Raw genomic sequence first — 20,035 nt, forward strand, 5'->3', positions numbered from 1 at the left:
CTCGGCGTCTAGGACTCCGTCGCTGCCGCAGCCCAAGACTCGATGATTCCGCGCGCGATGGAAATCGAGCCCGGGAGCAGCAGTGTGGCGTCGGTGTCCGACGCCCAGTCGCCGAGTTCGAGTGCCGTGCGCACCTCGTCCCGGGTGAACCACCGGGCCTCGGCGATCTCGCCGTCCGCGAACGTCAGCGGGGCGTCGGGATCGCCGACGGCCGCGAACCCGATCATCACCGAACGGGGAAACGGCCACGGCTGGCTGCCGAGGTAGCGCACGTCACGAACGTCGATGCCCACCTCTTCCTTGATCTCCCGGACTACGCACGTTTCGAGGGATTCACCGGCCTCGACGAATCCGGCCAGGATCGAGAACCGCCGCGGCGGCCACGTGGGCTGCCGGGCCAGGAGCACACGGTCTCCACCGTCGTGCACGAGGCAGATGACCGCCGGATCGGTGCGGGGAAATTCCTCGTGACCGGTGCTCGTCGAAATCCGCGACCACCCCGACATCGTCGGCTCCGACGCCGCGCCGTCGAGCGCACTGAAGCCCGCGCTGTCGTGCCAGTTGAGCATGGCGAGAGCGCCGGTGAGCACACCGGCGTCGGCGTCGTCCAGCGTGCCGCCCAGAGTCCGGAGATCGGCCAGCTCACCGGTGAGCGCCTGTACCCGCACCGCCCACACGTGCCGGTCTTTGCGGATGCCGAGGAACACCGCCCCCGGTTTCGGTTCGGGGCCGAGTTCGGTGGCCTCGGCGAACACCAGACCGTCGTCCCCCACCCGCACCTGTCCGCGGTGATTGACGCGCAGCAGCAGCGCATCTCGCCAGCCCGCTCGCAGCGCGTCCGTGTCCGAACGCAATTCCTCGGCCCGCCCGACGGCGGAGCGGGACAGGAGCGGGGTGTCGTTGAGCCGGAATGCAGTCACGCCGTCGACACTACTGCCGATCAGTTGGCGACCCGACGGATGTACAGCAGTCGGTCGTTCTCCTCGATCGAATCGACCTCCGGCGAGCCGACCCGGATCAACCGGCCGTCCCGCACCACACCGAGCACGATGTCCGCGAGGTGACGCGGGGAACCGCCGATCTCGTCCCGCTCCACGGGACGTTCCGCGATCGCGAAACCCGCCTCCGGGGTCAGGAGGTCCTCCATCATCTCGACGACGCTCGGCGTCTTCGTGGCGATGCCGAGGAGCCGGCCCGCGGTCTCGGAGGACACGACCACCGAGTCGGCGCCGGACTGCCGGAGCAGATGCGTGTTCTCGGATTCGCGGATCGCGGCGACGATCTTCGCCTTCGGTGCGATCTCGCGCGCCGTCAGCGTCACCAGCACCGCGGTGTCGTCGCGGTTGGCGGCGACGATGATGGCCGACGCGTTCTGCGCGCCCGCCAACCGGAGCACGTCCGATTTGGTGGCGGATCCGTGGACCGTGACGAGGCCCTTGCTGGCCGCGGAGTCGAGCACGGCGTGGTCGGTATCGACCACCACGATCTCCGACGGCGGAACGTCGTCGCCGAGCATCGCGTCGATCGCGGTGCGTCCCTTGGTTCCGTAGCCGATCACCACGGTGTGATTGCGCACGTGCTGCCTCCAACGCTGAATTTTGAACGCCTGCCGGGAGCTCGCCGTGAGCGCGGAGAGAGTCGTACCGACCAGGACGATGAGGAAGAAGATTCGAAGTGGCGTGATCAGGAGGACGTTGACGAGCCTCGCCGACGGTGTGAACGGCGTGATGTCGCCGTATCCCGTCGTCGACAACGACACCGTCGCGTAGTAGATGCAGTCGAGCAACGACAGTTCGTCGTCCTGCACGTCGCGGTAGCCCGCGCGGTCGATGTAGACGATGAGAACCGCCAACGCCAACGCCGCCAGGGCGATCCCCACCCGGCGGTAGATCGCCCGCGCCGGACTCGTCTGCAACTCCGGAATCCGGAGCACACCCACCAACGCGAAGTCCGGCCGGTCGGTGAGGGTGTCCGACCTGGTCAATCTCTCACGCAGCCTACCGGCCATATGTTCGTCTCCACGTTGCACTGAACTCCGACATCGGCTGGCAGCCTAACCCCGATTGTCCCACCGGACACACGTCGGAGCCTCGTTGTCGCGAACCGGGTGGTTCGGGCAAGCTGGCGTCATGCAACGAGAGAGCGTCACACCACGACCGAGCCAGAAGCACGCACTCCGTCTCGCCGCACTGCTGCTGGGCGCGGGCACGATGCACTTCGCCGCCCCGAAGTTCTTCGATTCCACGGTCCCCACGCAGTTGCCGGGCGACGCCCGCACCTACACCTACGTGTCCGGGGTCGCCGAACTCGCCATCGGCACCGCGCTGGCAGTGCCGCGCACGCGCAGGCTCGGCGGCGGTCTCGCCGCACTGCTGTTCGTCGCCGTCTTCCCCGCCAACATCAACATGGCAGCGGACTGGCTGAAGAGCCCGAAGACGACGACCGTGCAGAAAACCGGTGCGCTGCTGCGTCTTCCGCTGCAGATCCCGTTGGTCACCGAGGCCCTCAAAGCCCGGCGTCACGCCTGAGCTCGTCGTCGGGACCACCGTCGGCGGGATCCGGTTCGCCGGCGCCGGCGCCCGCCGTACGGAGGAGGCGGGCGAGCGCGTCGGCGCCGGGCAGACGGTCCGGCGCGATCGTCCGTCCGGTCCGCACGTAGTGGAACGCGGCGCGCACCTGCTCGATCGGAACGTCCATCAGTTCGGCCCACGCCAGCCGGTACGCGGCGAGTTGCATCACGACGGCCTTCTCGTTGGCCGCGCTCGGTTCGGCGCCGGTCTTCCAGTCGATCACCGTCCACCCGCCGTCGGGGTCGGTGAACACCGCGTCGATCCGTCCCCTCAGCACGGTCCCGGCGACCGAGGTCTCGAACGGCACCTCGACCTCCGTCGGGTTGCGGTCGGCCCACGGCGAGCGCAGGAACGCGTCCTGCAACGTCGCGAGATCAGCGTCCGGGCCCGCACCCGTGTCGGCGGCACCGGGCAACTCGTCGAGGTCGAGCAGCCGGGTGGCCCCGAATCGGCGCTCCACCCAGGCGTGGAACGCGGTGCCGCGCCTCGCGAGCGGGTTCGGCGGGAACGGCAGCGGCCGCCGCAGCCGGGCGGCCAGGGCGTCCGGGTCGGCCTCGAGTTCGACGAGCTGGCTCACCGACAGCTGGCCGGGTAACACCACCTCGGTGCGGGCGTTCGCACGCGCTTCCCGCTCGGCGAGGAGGGCGTCGACGTCGGCCGCCCAGTTCTCGGGATCGTCGTCCTGGTCCGCCGGCGCCTGCTTGTCTGCGTTCTTCAGTGCCGCGACGACGAGCGCCGCACCACGCTCGACCGACTCCCGTCGCAGCCCGAGCGGATCCCGCGGCCACACAGCCGACTTGGGGGTGCTGGTCAGCGGGTTCTGTTCCTCGGGTTCGGGTGCGGGCGCCCAGAGGTCGACGATCCCGATCCCCTCGTGATCCTCGTCCGTCACCGTGTCGCGCAGTTCGGTGAGGAACTCCGACGGCCCCTTCGGCTCGGTTCCGGATTCTGCCCAGTGGTGACCCGACGCGAACAGCACCCGTTCGGTGCGGGTGAGGGCGACGTAGAACAGCCGGCGGTCCTCGTCGAGCCGGCGGGCCGCCAGCGCCGACTTGTGCGCCTTCACGGCCTCTTCGAGGTCTTTCCGGTCGTAGAGGTTCTCGAGTTCGAGGACGGGCACGCCGTCGGCCGACTCCCCCGGCCGCGCCCGGTCGCCGCGCAGCGACGGCGGCAGTTCGCCGAGCGCACCGAGCCAGGACCCGGACGCGGTCCGCGACGGAAAGACACCGGCCGTGAGGTGCGGCACCGCCACCACTTCCCACTCCAGCCCCTTCGCGGAGTGCACGGTCAGCACCTGGACGCGGTGCGGGTCCACCTCGACTTCGCCGGGCGCCAGGCCTTTTTCGACCGATTCTGCGGCGGACAGGAAGGCGAGCAGTCCGGTGACGGTGGCCGACGTGCGGTTCGCGTAACCGGCGACGACGTCGGCGAAGGCGTCGAGATGCTCACGGCCCGCACTCCCCCGCGCCGAGTGCCGCGTCCGGGCCTGCGCTTCGATGCCGATCCCCAGCACCCGTTCGACCTCGGCCACCAGTTCGGTGAGCGGCTGCCCGATTCGCTCGCGCAGCGACGCCAGCTCCGCGGCCACCGCGGTGATCCGTGCGTAACCGACCTGCGAATAGCGTTCGGCGGGGCCGGGATCCGCCAGCGCGTCCGCAAGCCCCGCCTGCTCGGCGTGCTCACCGGGCAGCGCCTCGCCGACGGCGTCGGCGAGAGCGGCCGAATCCGTGACGGCGCCGGTGGTGCCGTAGCCGGTTCCGATGGCCAGTTCGGATGCTCGCCGCGACAGCGCCGTCAGGTCGGCGGCACCGATCTGCCATCGCGCCCCGGTCAGCATCCGGACGGCGGCACTGCCCGCCATCGGGTCGGCGACGACCCGGAGCATCGCGATGACGTCGGCCACCTCGGGTGTGTGGAGCAGACCGCCGAGACCGACCACCTCGACCGGCAGACCCCGCGACCGCAGCACCTCCGCGATCGGTGCCGCGTCGGCGTTGCGGCGGATCAGCACCGCGGCGGTCGGCGGATCCTCGCCCCGGGTCGCGGCGTCCGCGTACTGTTCGGCGATGCGGTCGGCCACCCATTGCCGTTCCTGCACGACGTCGCCGGTGAGGGCCAGTCGCACGTCCCCGGGTTCGGCCTGCGGTCGCGCCCGCAGCATGCTGACCGCCACGCCCCGCTCGCGCAGGGACGAGGACGCCATGTTGGCCAGCGCCAGGGCCTCCGGCGGGTTGCGCCAGCTGGTGAGCAGTTCCAGCGTCGGCGCCGGATCCCCGTTTTTCAGTGGGAAATCCGTGGCGAAGCGCGGCAGGTTGGCCGCCGACGCACCACGCCAGCCGTAGATCGATTGCATGGGGTCGCCCACTGCGGTGAGCGCGAGTTCGCCGTCGAGGCCGCCGCCGAACAGCGACGACAACAACACCCGCTGCGCGTGTCCTGTGTCCTGGTACTCGTCGAGCAGCACCACCCGGAAACGGGTGCGCTCGGCGAGGCCGACCTCGGGGTGGTCCGCGGCCACGCGTGCCGCCAGCGACATCTGGCTGCCGAAGTCGAGCGCGCCTTCCCGCCGCAGGGTGTCGGCGAGCCGCTGCACCAGCGGCAGGAGTTCGACTCGGCGGTGCTGGGCGTCGAGGATGTCGAGCAGTTCCTTGCCGGGACCGCCTCGCTGCCGCGGTCCGGCGGGCAGGGTGTGGACGAGTTTGTCGAGTTCGGTGTGCGCCTCCCGCAGATCGTCCGGTTCCACGAGGTGCTCGGAGAGCTGCCCGGCCAGCGCGAGCACCGCCTCGGTGACGGACGCCGGATTCCTGTCGGTGTCGAGGTCGCCGTCCCACGAGCTGACCACCCGGTGCGCCAGCTGCCACAGTTCCGTCTCCGACAGCAGCGTCGCCGACGGTTCGATGGGCAGCAGGAGCCCGTGCTCGGACAGCAGTCGCCCGGCGTAGGAGTGGTACGTGCTGACCTCCGGTTCGCCGGCGAGGATGCGCGATCGCAGGTCGCCGCTCGGATCGACCCTGCGGAGCAGGTCCGAACCCGCGAGCCGGGCAAGGCGTCTCCTGATCCGGGCGGTCAGCTGCTGCGCCGCCTTGCGGGTGAATGTCAGGCCCAGTACCGCCTCGGGGTCGACGACCCCGTTGGCCACCAGCCACACGACGCGGGCGGCCATCGTCTCGGTCTTGCCCGCGCCTGCCCCCGCGACGACGAGGGTCGGGCCGAGGGGGGCCGCGATGACCGCGGCCTGTTCCGGGGTCGGCGGATGCTGCCCCAGTCCGATCGCGAGTTCCACCGGATCGATGCGGATGGTCATTCCGACGTCACCTGCCGTCCCTCGTCGTGCGCGGGACAACTCGTCCGCACCGGGCAGTGCCTGCATCCGTCGTTGACGCGGGCGAGGAACTCCGGACCCTTGGTGGCGGCGGCCGCCGCATGGATGACCGCGAGCCACGTCTCGAGGTCCTCCTCCGACAGCGGTGCCTGCGCCCGCTGCGTCGCGCCTTCTTTCTTGTGTGGTTTGGCGACGAAGACCAGCCGCGCCCCACCGGGTTTCGACGCCGGTTCCCCGTCGATGGCACCGGTGGCCGCCGCCACCTGGTACGCCGCCAGCTGGGCGTGCTGCTGGGCGTCGTCCTTGGTGACGGGCGAGCGGGCGGTCTTCACGTCGACGATGACGGGCCTGCCCTCGGCGTCGCGCTCGAGCCGGTCGATCCGCCCCCGCAACCGAATCTTCGGGGAACCCTCCTCCCGCGGCTCGAGGACGCCGTCGACAGCCACCTCGACGCCGACCTCGGTGAGTTCGGACCGGGTGTTCCCGAGCCAGGCGGTGAAGGTGGCGAGCATGTCCCGGGTGCGGTCGAGTTCGCGCCGCGAGTACCACTGGGAGCCGAGATCGATCGATTCCCAGGCGTTCTCGAGCGCACGTTCCACCTGATCGGGTGGGATGCGGCCTGCGAGCGCCTGCACCAGCGTGTGCACGAGCGTCCCGGCGATGGCATGGGTGTTGTCGCCGTCCCGGCCGCCGTGCCGTTCGAGCAGCCACCGCAACGGACAGGTGTTGAGCAGGTCGACGGTGGACGGCGACAGCGACACCGGTCCGTCCTCCGCGTTCCACAACGCCACGCCGGTGCTCGGTTCGGCGGTGCCGTACCACTGGTCCGGGTGGGCGCCGCGCACCCCGGCTTCGGCGAGCCGGGCGAGTTGGCGGGCCGCGCGGTCCTGGCGGGCGGGGTCGGCCTCCGCGACATCCGGATCGCAGACGACGCTGCGCAATTCGGCGACGAGCGCGGGCAACGCGAGGACCCGGGTCGCCGGGTCCTCCGCGGGCACGACCACCTCCTCGGCGTCCGGATCCTGGTCTCCGGCGAGCAGTTCGTCGACGAAACGGGAGTGGACGAGGTCGGCGTCACCACTGGCCGAGTCGACCGCGGTGACGAGCAGACTCCGCCTCGCCCGGCTGCACGCCACCAGGAACAGCCTGCGTTCCTCGGCCAGCAGCGGCGCGGTGCGCGACATCCGGTCGGCCGCGGTCTCGCTGCCGTCGGACACGCCGCCCGTGAGGTCGATCAGCGCCTCGGTGCCGAGCAGGCTTCCGCGGGCCCGCAGGCTCGGCCACAGCCCTTCCTGCACCCCCGCGACGGCGACGACGTCCCATTCGCGGCCGGCGGCGGAGTGGGCGCTGAGCACCGACACGGCGTCGCCCGGAACGACGGAGACGGGGCGCGCGGTGGGAATCGCCTGCCCGGTCAGGTAGTCGACGAACCCGGCGAGCTGTGCGCGAGGGAGACGGTCGACGTAACTCGCCGCGGCGTCGAACAGGGCGACCACGGCGTCGAGGTCGCGGTCGGCCTGCGCCCCGATCGGACCGCCGCGGGCGGAGGCCGCCGCCCAGCGACGTTCGAGTCCGGTGGCCTGCCACGCCGCCCACAGCACGTCCTCGATGCCGCGCCCGCGCTCGAGCGGCACCCTCGCCTTGCGCAGCACGGACAGCACCCGGTTCAGGGACGCCGCTTCGACGTCGGTCAGTTTCGCGGTGACCCTGCGGGTGCTGTCCGCGTCGCCGACCAGCAGGAGACGGAGCAGTTCCGCGGAGTCACGGTCGCCACCGGAAGCCAGCTCTGCGCGCCGCAGACCCCGGCGAAGACGCCGGAGCGCCACGGGTTCCGCGCCGCCGACCGGACCTGCGAGCAGGGCGAGCGCGTCCTCGCCCGTGAATTCCTGCCCCGACAGTGCCCGCAGCACCAGCATCAGCCCCGACACCCCGTGCTGACGGGCCAGCGGCAACTCGGACGCCGCGGTGGTAACGGGCACCCCCGCACCCAGCAACGCCCGCCGGAGCGGAGCCAGCGCCCGCGGAACCGAGCGCACGATGACCGCCATCTCCGACCACGGCACCCCGTCGAGGAGGTGGGCGCGGCGCAGGGTGTCGGCGATCAGTGCCGCCTCCTTCGCCGCGGTGCCCAGGACCCGGACCGACGTCCTGCCGCCGTCCTGCGACGGGGTCCAGGTCCGGTGGGGCAGATGCCCCGGCAGTCGGGACGTGATCCGGGCCGCGGTGGTCGCGACCTCCGCCGAACTGCGAAAGTTGACCGGTAGCAGCACCTGCCGGGGATCGCCCTTGCCGGCCAGGTCGGCGAGGAACGTGGGGTCGGCGCCGCGGAACCCGTAGATCGACTGGTCCGGGTCGCCGGCCACGACTGTGGTGCGGGTACCGGTGCCGACGAGCCGGACAAGTTCCGCGGCCTGCGGATCGAGGTGCTGGGCGTCGTCGACGAGCAGGTGCCGCACCCGGGCCCGTTCCGCGCGCAGTAGGTCCGGGTCGGTGGCGAATGCGGTGAGGGCCGCACCGATGAGTTCGGCCGCGTCCAGCGCCGGCGCCGTGGCCTCGGGGGCCTCGACACCCACCGCTCCGCGCAGCAGCATGCCGTGCTCGTACCGGGCGGCGAACCTGCCCGCCGCCACCCACTCGGAGCGGTTGTGCCGCCGTCCCAGCTTGATCAGATCTTCCGGGCCGAGTCCCCGCTCGCTCGAGCGCAACATGAGGTCGCGCAGTTCGACGGCGAAGCCGCCCAGCGCCAGTGCGGGACGCAGACGGTCGGGCCACATCTCGCCGCCGTCTTCGATGTCGCCCTGCAGCATCTCGCGGAGGACGGCGTCCTGCTCGGCGCCGGTGATGAGGCGCGGCGGCGGGTTGCCGTGGGCGGCGGCCTGTAACCGCAGCACCGCGAACGCGTAGGAGTGGACGGTGCGGACGAGCGGTTCGCGCGTGGCCCGGGGCCCGTGGTGCTCGTCGCGGCCGATGAGGGCGGCCGTAACCTCTTCGCGCACCCGGCCCGCCGCTCGCTTCGACTGTGTCAGGACGAGCACCGACTCCGGGTCCTCGCCGCCGGCGATCCGGTCGACAGCGACGTCCACGAGCAGCGACGTCTTGCCGGTTCCCGGGCCGCCGAGCACCTGCCAGGGATTCCATCCCATGCCGAGCGGCGGCGCGGTGAGGACCCGGCGTGTGGAGTCGTCCCACACCCGGGCCAGGGGGGAGAGTAGAGAGAGGTGAAAGAGCCGGGCCCGGGGAGCCGACGTCCTGGTGCGCACCGCCGATTCCGTCATGGGCAGCATTCCACCAGAGCGGTCCGACATCTCCTGCGGCGGCCCGATCCGGCATCATGGGTCACGTGTCAGCACTGAATACGTACCTGTTCGGCGCCGAGGACGGCACGGAGATCCTCGCCCTGCACGGACTGACCGGCCACGGCAGACGGTGGGAGGCGCTGGCCACCGACCAGCTGCCCGACGCCCGGTGGATCTCCCCCGACCTGCTCGGGCACGGCCGCTCGACGTGGTCGCCGCCGTGGAACCTCGAAGCTCACGTCGCGAGCCTCGTCGACACCCTCGACGCGCACGCCCGGGGACCGGTCCTGGTGGTGGGCCACTCGTTCGGGTGCGCCCTGGCGCTGCACCTGGCCCGCGCGGTCCCCGACCGGGTCCGCGGCCTCGTGCTGCTCGACCCGGCGATCGGGCTCGATCCCGCGCAGATGCAGTCGGTGGCCGATCTCACCATCTCCTCCCCCGACTACACCGACGTCGAGGAGGCCCGGTCCGACAAGCTACACGGCTCGTGGGGCGAGGTGGCCCGCGACGTCCTCGAGGACGAGATCGCCGAGCACCTGGTGCCCCTCGAGAACGGCCGGGTCAACTGGCGACTGTCCACCCCGGCCGTCGTCACGGCGTGGGGCGAACTGGCCCGCGAGGCGGTCCTGCCGCCCGCGCATCTGCCGACCGTGCTCGTGCAGGCGTCGAAGGTGCAGCCGCCGTACGTCACACCCGAGTTCCGCACGGCCCTCGTCGACCACCTTGGCGACAACCTCACCGCCGTCGACCTCGACTGCGATCACATGGTGCCGCAGGCCCGGCCCGACGAGGTGGCCGAGCTCATCCGCACACTGCTCTGATGGTCGCGACGACCGAGGAACAGGTCGAGGCGGTCCGCGCGCTGGTCGGCTCGATTCCGCCCGGCCGGGTGGTCACCTACGGCGACATCGCCGCGGCGGCCGGGCTGTCCAGTGCGCGGACGGTGGGCTGGATCATGCGCACCGACTCCGCCGACCTCCCCTGGCACCGCGTGCTGGGCGCCTCGGGGCGGCCGGCGCCGCACCTTGCGCACAAGCAGATCGCGAAGCTCGAACTGGAGGGCGTGCCCATCCGGGACGGCCGCGTGGATCTCACGGCGGCGCGGTACCGGTTCGATCCGCCCGGCTGACGGTCCCCGCCTCAGCAGGTGCTCGGCGCGGGGTCGCCGCGGAACCGGGCGTCCATCCAGTCCAGTCCCTGGGGCAGTCCCAGCGCCGCCGCCGACAGATGGTCGGGTGTCGGCGTGAGCAGTGTCTGCACCGGGGTGCCCGCGTCGCAGTACCGTCGCAGGGTGGTGTCGATCGAGTCGACCGGGATCAGCGCGTCCGTCGGACTGTGCCATTCGAAGATCGGTGTGGTGGGCACGCCCGGATACAGCTCCAGGCTGTTCTCCTCCATCACCTTCCACGCTTCCGGGTCCTCCATGAAGTTCTGGTTGTCGGTCATTTCCGAAGCGCTGTGCCCGATTCCGAACAGCATGATCTCGTTGGTGCATCCATTGCCGATCATCTGCTTCATCCGGCGGCCCTCGTCGTTGAGTTGGCCGGTGACGTCGATGCGATCCGGGTATTCGCGTTCCAGACCCAGTGCGGCGGCCATCGCGAGACCGAACGCGGGGTGCGGGTTGGTGCCCAGCGCCTCCGCCATCTTCACCAGGTTCATCGGGGTTCCGCCCTCGGCGGCGCCGACGATGTTCAGTTCGGGGGCGTAACTCGGCGCCAGCGCCGCCGCCCATGCCGTGGCCATGCCGCCACCGGAGTAGCCGCCCAGTCCGACCTTGCTGTTCTGCACCTGCAGTTCGGGGACCCGCTGCACGGCTCGGACGCCGTCCAGCGTGATCTGGCCACCGAGCTTGGCTGCGCCGTAGGCCATCCGCGGTCCCAGATGGTCGGGCAGCGCCACCGCCCAGCCGCGCGCGAGAGCGATGTTGAGGCCTGCGGCCTCGCGGATCTGATGCAGGGGGTCGGTGGTGTAGAGCTCGGTGATGATCTTGCACTTGTTGCCCAGCGAATTGATGATGTGCTGGTACGACACCAGCGGGCCGTCCGGGACGTGGTTCGGGGGCAACACGTACGTGGTGTTCGCCGCGATCGGCCTGCCCTCGGAGTCGGTGGTCCGGAACAGCAACTCCCACATCGCACTACCGGGGAAGTAGTACGACGGCGGCAGTTGGCGGATCTTCAGCACGTCGCCCGGAGCGTGGTCGGCGATGTCCGTGGGTTGGATGTAGAAGGGGTCCGGGTCGGCGACCGGGAAGATCGCGTCGGCGGCGGGCGGGGTCGGCAAGGGCGGCAACGGCACCAGTGGTTGCGCCGCGGAAGTTCCTGCGCCGCCGAGGGCCGCTGTCAGCGCGAGGACCGAGCCGATTACAGCGGAGCCGAAGGATCTGCGGAACAACGAGCCCATGACATACCCCACATTTCAGCGACCGGTCGACGGCATCACTATGCCAGAGCGTCGATAAGGATCCGCCCCTTTCCTGGTACCGAACAGGTCTCTGACCGATACTTCGATTCACAGATACTTTTCCGTCACACGCCTGCACGTCACACGACCAGCGTCGGCGTCACGGACATCGCGACGTCGGCGGACACGACCAGGGTGGCAAGGACATTCACGGCGGCGGTCAATTCGGACACCGGCCGCGTGAACGGCATCCGCTGATGGTCGTCGAACAGATGGCCGGTGCCGAACCGGGGGCCCGGCGCCAGGAACAGGCCCCTCGACCGCGCGGCGGCGACGAGGTCCGTCGAACTCGTACCGGCCGGCAACGTGCACCACAGGGACAGCCCCCCCGGCGGGCAGCACGTAACTCCACCCGGGCAACCGCTCGTCGACCGCCGCCGCGAGTGCGTCCCGCTGCACCCGGAGGTCGCGGCGGCGCTGCGCGACCAGTCGGTCGTGCCACGCGAACAGGCGCACGGCCGCAAGCTGATCCAGCACGGAGACCGACAGTTGCCTGCGGGCCATGATCTTGGCCATCTGCGCGGTGCGGGCAGCCTCCGCACGCACCCAGCCGATGCGGATACCTCCCCACACGGTCTTGCTGAGGCTGCCGATCGCCACGGTCGCCGATTCCGGGACCGGGACACCGAACGGCTCGACGTCGTCCGGACCGTCCAGCACGATCTCCGCCGCCACCTCGTCCACGACGGTCACCACTCCGTGGCGGGCGAGGGTCGCGGCCAGCCGCCGTCTACCCTCGGGGGTCGCCCTGGCTCCCGACGGATTGGAGAAGTCCGGCATCACGTACGCCACAGTGGGGGCGCTCTGCCGGGCGGCCCGGTCCACTTCGGCGACGAACGCGTCCGGGTCGGTCGCGTCGATCGGCACCGGAACGGGTCTGCCGCCGGCCGCCTGCACGGATTCGACCGCGCCGGGATAGGTCGGGTGTTCGATCAGGACGCGGTCGCCCGCCTCGACGAGTGCCTCGAACACCACCTCGGTGGCGTCGCCCGCGCCCCCGGTGACGAGGATCTGGTCGGTCGTGGTCGGGCGGCCGCGGCGCGTGTAGTGGCCTGCTATCGCGGCCCGGAGTGTGGTCAGTCCCCCGGGGTGGTATCCGTGCTGGGGCATGAAGCGGGGCAACTCGTCGACGGCGTCGAGGTACGCCTCCCGGAGTTCGGGGGCGGCCGCCGGTGCGGCGTTGACGAGGTCGATCACGCCGTCGACCGGCGACCCGACCATGCTCCCCCAGGCAGGCGGACCGGACGGCATCGCCACGAATGTCCCCGATCCGTGCCGCGCCGACGCCCAACCCGCCTCTCTCAGTTCGCGATAGGCGGCGCTAACGGTCACCCGACTGAGCCGGAGTTCCTCCGCGAGGGCCCGTTCGGCGGGTAGCCGGACTCCGACGGCCATGGATCCGTCGGCGACCCGCTCACGGAGGGCGTCGGCGAGCCCGCGGTACAGGGGCTGCCCGCCTGCGGGCGCCGCACCGAGCAGCACCGCCAACTCGGCCGCGGAGACGGTTCGGACCGGTTCACTACGCATACAGGCCACTTTTCCACAGAGGACTGGAAATCGCGGTCCACTTCGGGCCGACAATCGATACATGTTGGTAATTGGAATCCTCTCGGCCCTCAGCCTGGCGTCGGTGGCCTGGCTCTGCGTCACCACAGCGCAGGGCGGACGGTCCGGGCTCGCCGGTCCTCCGCGCAGCCACCTGCACAGCGACTGAGGGTGTGCGGCAGCATGAGGGAATGAACTCTGCGGCGCCCGTTCACGCGATAGTCCTCGCCGGTGGACGAGCCACTCGGATGGGCGGCGTCGACAAACCGGCCGTGGTGGTCGGCGGACGCCGGATGCTCGACACCGCTCTCGACGCGGTCGACGACTGTGAGCGCATCGTCGTCGTGGGACCTCGCCGCGCCGACCTCGATTCGACGGTGCTCCAGACACAGGAGGACCCGCCGGGTGCGGGCCCGGTCGCGGGGGTGGCCGCCGGGCTGGCCGTGCTCGACGCCGACCCGGCCGACCGGGTGATCCTCCTCGCGTCGGACCTGCCGTTCGCGGAACCGGCGATGGCCGAGGCCCTCGCCGCCGCCGTGCAGAACGCAGACACCGTGTTCGCGGTCGACGAGTCGGGCCGCCTGCAGTTCCTGTTGTCCGCGTGGCGCGTCGGCGCGCTCACCGACCGGCTCCGCGCGCTCGGCTCCGCCGTGAACCAGCCCATGAAGGCCCTCGTTCCGGAATCGTTCGACACGGTGCTCTTCCGCGGCGTCACCGACTGCGACACACCGGAGGACGTCGAGCGGGCCCGGAGCACGGCCGCGGCGGTGCCGGTCACCATCGCCGAGGCCCGGACCGCGATCCTGGCCGCGGTCCCGCCACTGTCACCGCGCGCCGCGGCGCTCGGCACGTCGCTCGGCGCCACGCTGGCCGAGCCGCTGCTCGCCGCCGAAGCCCTGCCGCGCATCGCGGTGTCCGCCATGGACGGGTACGCCGTCGCGGGCGACGGTCCGTGGGTGCTGCGCGACGCCATCCGGTACGCCGGCAGCGACGAGGAACTCGAACTGGCGGAGGGCGAGGCGGCGCGGATCGCGACCGGGGCGCACCTGCCCAGCGGCGCCTCCACCGTCGTGCGGGACGAATTCGCCGAGACGACAGACACTTCCGACGGGCCGCGACTGTCCCGGCGAGCCGACGCCCCCGTGCGCGACGACGCGCGGCGGCGCGGTGAGGACTGGCACGAGGGGTACCGGCTCGCGGCGGAGGGTACCGCCGTCACGCCCGCGCTCGTCTCCGCGGCCGCGAGCGCGGAGGTGACCACCGCCGGGGTCCGCGGACCGGTCCGCGCGCACGTCGTGGTGACGGGAGACGAGATCCGGCGCGACGGCCCGCTGCGGCACGGGCAGACGCGGGATGCCCTGGGACCCGTTCTTCCCCAGTTCCTCTCGTGGTGCGGCATCCACACGGTCGCCGACACGCACCTGCGGGACACGTCCGACAGCTTCGACGAGCTGTTCCGGGAAGTCCGCCGGCCCGACCTGATCGTGATCGTGGGGGCCACCGGCGGCGGCGCGGCCGACCAGTTGCGTGCGGCGCTCGACCGCGCGGACGCCCGGATCGTGGTGGGGAGGGTGCGGTGCCGCCCGGGCGGTTCCCAGGTGACCGCCCTGCTGCCCGACGGCCGGGTGGTGCTCGGGCTGCCCGGCAACCCGTACGCCGCGGTCGTGACACTGCTGACCACGGTTCCGTCCATCGCGGCCGCGCTCACCGGTCGGACCCCGGCACCGATTCAGCTGGGGCGCATCGCGAATGCGTCCGAGGTCAGCGGCGACGCCACCCGAATCCTGCCCGCTGTCCCGCAGCCGGACGGCACGTGGCGCGTCGACCCCGGAATCCGGACCGCGCATCTCGCGGGCCTGATCGACCGCCAGGCGCTGGCGCTGGTCCCGGCGGGGGCCGTCGACGGCGATCTCGCCGAGCTGGTGCCGCTACCGCGCTGACCGGACGGTTCAGCGCTGGTACGACAAGGCGCGCACCGCGGCCGGGATTGCGCTGCGGTAGCGGTCCGCGACGAGATCGACGATCGCCGGATCGACGCCGAGCGGCTCCGCCACCCCGTCCGCACCGGCGTCGGCGAGGCGGGCGTGGAACAGTCCGTGGGCCAGGAGGTACGACGCGACGAACACCCGCTTCTCGCCGTCGGCCCGCAATCCGGCGACCACGTCGGGGACGCGCGGCTGCGCGGTCGCCACGTAGCCGATCCGGACCCGCGACGCCACCAGCTCCGACAGCATCGCCGCGGCGCGCCGGACGTCGCGCAGCGCCCGCGGGTCGGACGAGCCGGCCGCGGCGAGCACGACCGCGTCGCCGGGCCGCCAGCCCGCGTCGACGAGCCGCCGCAGCAGGACGTCCGCGAGAACGGGGTCCGGTCCCAGCGCCCGGGTCACGGCGACGGAGGGATGGCCGCTGTCGGCGACCTCCCGCGGAACGTCGGTGTGCACGTGGTAGCCCGACGCGAGGAATGCCGGCACCACGACGGCGGGCCCGGTGATGTCGCGGAGCACCTCGGCGGGTGACGGCCCGAGAACGTCCACGAAGGACACCCGGGTCGGTCCGACCTGCTCGGCGACGGCGTCGGCGAGCGCGGCGATCATTTCCACGCCCCGGGGACTTCGCGTGCCGTGTGCCACCAGTACCAGTGCTGTCTCGTTCATTGCTGTCCCTCCTCACGTGAATCGACGCAGTCGACGGGATCGAGCGCGAGGCGGTATCCCCGCTTGACCACCGTCTGGACTGCTTTCGGTGCGCCCAGGGACGCACGCAGTCTGGCCACCGCCGTCTCCACGGCGTGGGTGTCGCCGCCGCCGCCGGGCAGTGCGGCGAGCAGTTCGTCCCGGGGGACGACCCGGCCGGGCCGGGCGCCGAGCGTGCGCATCAGCGACATCGCGGCGGGCGGCAGCTGGCGCACCTCGCCGTCGACGACGACGCATCCGCCGCGGATGCTCAGCTCGTGTCCGGCGGTGTGGATCTTGTTCGCCCGCCGCGGCAGCTCGTCGGCGATGTGGCGGGCGAGCGCACCCAGCCGCGAGCGGGCCGGCATGGTCGTCGGGACCTCGAGTTCGCGGAGCGGTCCGGCGGTGACCGGTCCGACGCAGGCCGCGAGGACCCGGTGCCGGAACGAGTGCAGCACCATCTCGATCATTCCGGTCTCCTTGGCGCGGGTCAGCAGCGAGGCCACCGCCGGTGCGCTGGTGAAGCTGACCGCGTCGAGACCGCCGGAGGCGATCAGTTCGATCATCCGGTCCATCGGGGCCTGGTCCTCGAGCGGCGTCCACCGGTAGACGGGGACGGCGATCACGTCGGCGCCCGCACAGCGGAGCACCTCGCAGAAGTCCGCGACGGGCTCCCACTCGGTGGTGGCGCCGTGCAACTGGACCGCGATGCGCTTGCCTTCGACGCCCTCGCCGAGCAGGTGATCGAGCACTTCGGCGGACGACTCCGACGCGGGCGACCACTCTTCCCGCAGGTCCGCCGCCCGGATCGCGCCCTTCGCCTTGGGTCCGCGGGCCAGCAGTCGGCTCGCGGCCAGGGCCCGGCCCAGCTCCTCCGCTTCACCCCAGCCGTCCGCGGCCTCCATCCAGCCGCGGAAACCGATCCCCGTGGTCGCGACGACGATCTCCGGCGGGTTGTCGATGATCTGGCGCGTGACGCGCTCGAGTTCCGTGTCGTCGGCCAACGGGATGATGCGGATGGCCGGAGCGTGCACCACGGTGGCACCCCGCCGGGTCAGCAGTGTGGCGAACTCTTCCGCACGCCGGGACGCCGTGATCCCGATCGTGAACCCGCACAGCGGCGCCGCGTCGTTCACGCGTGCGTGCTGTGGACCTGGACGACGCCGGCCCACACCCGCACGTCGTACACGGGCAGCCGCACCGACTCGTCGTCGAGGCAGCGACCGTCGACCAGCGAGAACACCTGCTTGAGCAGCGGCGACGCCACGGTGGGCTCCCCGGCCCGGTCTCCCACGAGGCCGCGGGACATCACGGCCGCGCGCCCGAACGGGTCGATGTTGCCCACGGCGTGCAGGGATCCGTCCTCGAGGAGGAACAGTGCGACCTGCTCCCCGCCCCGCAGCAGCACCGCCACCCCGAGACCGGGGATCAGCCGGCTGAGCGGACACGCGGACGTCCATTCGAGACGGCCCGACTTGACGCTTTCGAACCTGGTTCCACTGGCACTGTGGACGTTCATGTCGACGACGGTCATCACAGTCCTCCTTCGGGCTGGTGTGTATCCGTGCTTGGATACATAGTTCGTGGTGGGTGTTTCCGCAGCGTTAAGCGGGGATTACTCCGACGTAGAAGCTGCGAATTTCGGCATTCCCATCAACACCGGGACCTTCCGGACACCCGTGTCGTCGAATGCGACGGTCGGATCGGCCTCTTCGGGTGCGTTGACGAACGACACGAACCGCGACAGCTTCTCCGGATCCTCGAGCACACCCGCCCACTCGTCCTTGTAACCGAGAACGTGCTTGGCCATGGCCGCCTCGAGCTCGGCGGCGATGCCCAGGCTGTCCTCGCACACCACGGCCTTGAGGTGGTCGAGTCCGCCGTCCAGCGACTCGACCCACGGCGCGGTGCGCTGGAGCCGGTCCGCGGTGCGGATGTAGAACATCAGGTACCGGTCGATGTACCGGATCAGGGTCTCGTCGTCGAGACCGCCCGCGAGCAGCTGGGCGTGCTTCGGGGACTGGCCGCCGTTGCCGCCGACGTACAGGTTCCAGCCGTTCTCGGTGGCGATGACGCCGACGTCCTTGCCGCGCGCCTCGGCGCATTCGCGGGCACAACCCGACACACCGAACTTGATCTTGTGCGGGGACCGCAGACCGCGGTACCGGTTCTCCAGGTCGACCGCCATACCCACCGAGTCCTGCACGCCGTACCGGCACCAGGTGGATCCGACGCAGCTCTTCACGGTGCGCAGCGACTTGCCGTACGCCTGGCCCGACTCCATGCCGGCGTCGACGAGACGCTTCCAGATCGCGGGCAGCTGCTCGACGCGGGCGCCGAACAGGTCGATGCGCTGACCGCCGGTGACCTTCGTATACAGGCCGAAGTCGCGGGCCACCTCGCCGATGACGATGAGCTGCTCGGGCGTGCACTCGCCGCCGGGCATCCGCGGCACCACCGAGTACGTGCCGTTCTTCTGGATGTTGGCCAGGAAGTGGTCGTTCGTGTCCTGCAGTCCCGCCTGGTTGCGGTGCAGAATGTGGTCCGAGTCGGTGGATGCCAGGATCGACGCGACGACCGGCTTGCAGATGTCGCAGCCCGAGCCCGTTCCGTACTTCGAGATCAGCGCGGAGAACGTGCGTGTGTCGGTGGCCTGCACGATCTCGAACAGCTCGGCGCGGGACTGCTCGAAGTGCTCGCACAGCGCCTTCGACATCACCACTCCGGACGAGGCGAGCAGCTGCTTGATGGTCGGCAGGCAGCCGCCGCACGTGGTGCCGGCGTTGGTGCAGCTCTTGACCTGCGCGATGTCGCAGGCGCCGTCGGCGATGGCCCCGCAGATCGCACCCTTGGTGACGCCGTTGCAGGAGCACACCTCGGCGTCGTCGGGCAGGGACCCGGCGCCGGGCTTCTCCCCCGCGGGCGAGATGAGCGAGGCCGGATCGCCGGGCAGTTCGCGGCCGACGAGGGGACGCAGCGACGCGTACGCGGAGGCGTCGCCGACGAGGATGCCGCCGAGCAGCGTCTTCGCGTCGTCGGACACGACGAGCTTGGCGTAGGTGCCCTTGGCGGCGTCGCTGAGAACGACCTCCAGTGCGCCGGGGGTCTGAGCGTGGGCGTCGCCGAAGCTGGCGACGTCCACACCCATCAGCTTGAGCTTGGTGGACAGGTCGGCGCCCGGAAACTCCGCTGCCCCGCCGAGCAACCGGTCCGCGACGATCTCCGCGGTGGTGTAGCCGGGAGCGACGAGGCCGTAGCACCTGCCCTCCACCGCGGCGCACTCGCCGACCGCGTAGATGTTCTCGTCCGACGTGCGGCAACCGAGATCGGTGATGATCCCGCCCCGCTCGCCGACCTCGAGTCCCGCGTCGCGGGCCAGCTGGTCCTGCGGCCGCACACCCGCGGAGAACACCAGCAGCGCGGCCTCGATCACCGAGCCGTCGGACAGTTCGACGCTGATCCCGTCCGGGCCCTCGGTGATGCCCGCCGTGCCGACGCCCGTGTGGACGGTGAGCCCCAGATCGGTGACGAGGTTGGCGAGCAGCGCGCCGCCGCCCTCGTCGACCTGCAGCGGCATCAGCCGGGGAGCGAACTCGACCACGTGCGGGGTCATGCCCATCAACTTGAGGGCGTTCGCGGCCTCGAGTCCGAGCAGACCGCCGCCGACCACGACACCGACGGCGCCGGGACCGGCCGCGTCGGCCCGCTTGCGGATGCCGTCGAGGTCGGCGAGCGTGCGGTAGACGAAGCACTCCGGCCGGTCGTGGCCGGGGATCGGCGGCACGAACGGATAGGAACCGGTGGCCATCACGAGGGCGTCGTACCCGACGACCTCACCCGAATCGGTGGTGACCTTGCGGGACTCCCGATCGATGGTCGCGGCCCTGCGGCCGATCCGGAGGTCGACGAGGGCGTCGTCCGGGTAGTCGTTACCCGCGAGCGCAAGCTCCTTGGGGTCCCACGCCCCCACGTAGGAGGACAGTCCCACCCGGTCGTATGCGGGGAGGGGCTCCTCGCAGAGCACCGTCACCGACCAGTCGTCAGACTCGTCGCGTGCCCGCAACGCCTCGACGAATCGATGTCCGACCATTCCGTGCCCGATGACCACTGCTGACTTGCGGCTCATGCCGTCGCTCCTTCTAGCTGAATTACTCGAGTTCGTGC

The 20,035-nt window shown here is 71.2% G+C and carries 15 protein-coding genes; 5 read left to right on the top strand and 10 right to left on the bottom strand.

What is annotated here, in order from left to right:
- Window positions 1–8 precede the first annotated feature (8 nt).
- Together nudC and MLGJGCBP_RS18985 are read right to left on the bottom strand one after the other, a co-directional pair.
- Window positions 9–920 carry an NAD(+) diphosphatase gene (gene nudC, locus MLGJGCBP_RS18980; RefSeq protein ID WP_160097571.1) on the bottom strand — a complete coding sequence of 304 codons (912 nt, stop codon included), beginning with the start codon at window positions 918–920 and terminating at the stop codon, window positions 9–11.
- A gap of 20 nt (window positions 921–940) precedes the next feature.
- Window positions 941–2,008: a potassium channel family protein gene (locus MLGJGCBP_RS18985; protein ID WP_087556658.1), complete on the bottom strand. Its 1,068-nt coding sequence runs from the start codon at window positions 2,006–2,008 to the stop codon at window positions 941–943.
- Between the two features lie 121 nt (window positions 2,009–2,129).
- On the opposite strand from MLGJGCBP_RS18985, the gene MLGJGCBP_RS18990 reads away from it, so the two are divergent.
- Window positions 2,130–2,528: a DoxX family protein gene (locus tag MLGJGCBP_RS18990; protein ID WP_087556659.1), complete on the top strand. Its 399-nt coding sequence runs from the start codon at window positions 2,130–2,132 to the stop codon at window positions 2,526–2,528.
- Here the strand turns inward: MLGJGCBP_RS18990 and MLGJGCBP_RS18995 are convergent.
- Window positions 2,506–5,874, bottom strand: a complete 3,369-nt coding sequence (locus tag MLGJGCBP_RS18995) for an ATP-dependent helicase (protein ID WP_160097572.1) — start codon at window positions 5,872–5,874, stop codon at window positions 2,506–2,508. The genes MLGJGCBP_RS18990 and MLGJGCBP_RS18995 overlap by 23 nt on opposite strands.
- Window positions 5,871–9,167 carry an ATP-dependent helicase gene (locus MLGJGCBP_RS19000; RefSeq protein WP_160097573.1) on the bottom strand — a complete coding sequence of 1,099 codons (3,297 nt, stop codon included), beginning with the start codon at window positions 9,165–9,167 and terminating at the stop codon, window positions 5,871–5,873. Before MLGJGCBP_RS19000 ends, MLGJGCBP_RS18995 begins: the two co-directional genes overlap by 4 nt.
- A 56-nt stretch (window positions 9,168–9,223) precedes the next feature.
- Here MLGJGCBP_RS19000 and MLGJGCBP_RS19005 point away from each other — a divergent pair, with 56 nt between their 5' ends.
- On the top strand, window positions 9,224–10,009 hold the full coding sequence (locus MLGJGCBP_RS19005) for an alpha/beta fold hydrolase (RefSeq protein WP_160097574.1): 786 nt from the start codon (window positions 9,224–9,226) through the stop codon (window positions 10,007–10,009).
- Complete coding sequence (locus MLGJGCBP_RS19010; protein ID WP_160097575.1) at window positions 10,009–10,317, top strand: MGMT family protein; 309 nt, start codon at window positions 10,009–10,011, stop codon at window positions 10,315–10,317. Before MLGJGCBP_RS19005 ends, MLGJGCBP_RS19010 begins: the two co-directional genes overlap by 1 nt.
- 11 nt (window positions 10,318–10,328) lie before the next feature.
- Here the strand turns inward: MLGJGCBP_RS19010 and MLGJGCBP_RS19015 are convergent, their stop codons facing one another.
- Complete coding sequence (locus MLGJGCBP_RS19015) at window positions 10,329–11,594, bottom strand: lipase family protein (protein WP_160097576.1); 1,266 nt, start codon at window positions 11,592–11,594, stop codon at window positions 10,329–10,331.
- A 108-nt stretch (window positions 11,595–11,702) separates the two neighbouring features.
- Window positions 11,703–13,181 carry an aminotransferase-like domain-containing protein gene (gene yczR / locus MLGJGCBP_RS19020; protein WP_236581206.1) on the bottom strand — a complete coding sequence of 493 codons (1,479 nt, stop codon included), beginning with the start codon at window positions 13,179–13,181 and terminating at the stop codon, window positions 11,703–11,705.
- Window positions 13,182–13,242: 61 nt separating this feature from the next.
- Between yczR and MLGJGCBP_RS53245 the strand changes: the two genes are divergently transcribed.
- Both MLGJGCBP_RS53245 and MLGJGCBP_RS19025 read left to right on the top strand, forming a co-directional pair.
- The gene (locus tag MLGJGCBP_RS53245; protein WP_268960759.1) at window positions 13,243–13,368 is read left to right on the top strand and encodes a hypothetical protein; all 126 of its coding nucleotides are present in this window, start codon (window positions 13,243–13,245) and stop codon (window positions 13,366–13,368) included.
- 22 nt (window positions 13,369–13,390) lie between these two features.
- Window positions 13,391–15,139, top strand: a complete 1,749-nt coding sequence (locus MLGJGCBP_RS19025; RefSeq protein ID WP_160097577.1) for an NTP transferase domain-containing protein — start codon at window positions 13,391–13,393, stop codon at window positions 15,137–15,139.
- Between the two features lie 9 nt (window positions 15,140–15,148).
- On the opposite strand, the gene MLGJGCBP_RS19030 is transcribed toward MLGJGCBP_RS19025, so the two are convergent.
- The 4 genes from MLGJGCBP_RS19030 to nirB form a co-directional block, all read right to left on the bottom strand.
- Window positions 15,149–15,853 carry a sirohydrochlorin chelatase gene (locus MLGJGCBP_RS19030; RefSeq protein WP_160097578.1) on the bottom strand — a complete coding sequence of 235 codons (705 nt, stop codon included), beginning with the start codon at window positions 15,851–15,853 and terminating at the stop codon, window positions 15,149–15,151.
- Entirely contained in the window at window positions 15,850–17,007 is a 1,158-nt protein-coding gene (locus tag MLGJGCBP_RS19035) for a uroporphyrinogen-III synthase (protein ID WP_087556667.1), read from the bottom strand. The genes MLGJGCBP_RS19030 and MLGJGCBP_RS19035 overlap by 4 nt, the downstream gene beginning before the upstream one ends.
- Entirely contained in the window at window positions 17,004–17,405 is a 402-nt protein-coding gene (gene nirD / locus MLGJGCBP_RS19040) for a nitrite reductase small subunit NirD (RefSeq protein ID WP_087556668.1), read from the bottom strand. Before nirD ends, MLGJGCBP_RS19035 begins: the two co-directional genes overlap by 4 nt.
- Window positions 17,406–17,486: 81 nt before the next feature.
- Window positions 17,487–19,997 carry a nitrite reductase large subunit NirB gene (gene nirB, locus MLGJGCBP_RS19045; RefSeq protein WP_160097579.1) on the bottom strand — a complete coding sequence of 837 codons (2,511 nt, stop codon included), beginning with the start codon at window positions 19,995–19,997 and terminating at the stop codon, window positions 17,487–17,489.
- Window positions 19,998–20,035 lie beyond the last annotated feature (38 nt).

This window comes from Rhodococcus sp. T7 (assembly GCF_009872365.1).
Classification (GTDB): domain Bacteria; phylum Actinomycetota; class Actinomycetes; order Mycobacteriales; family Mycobacteriaceae; genus Rhodococcus_F.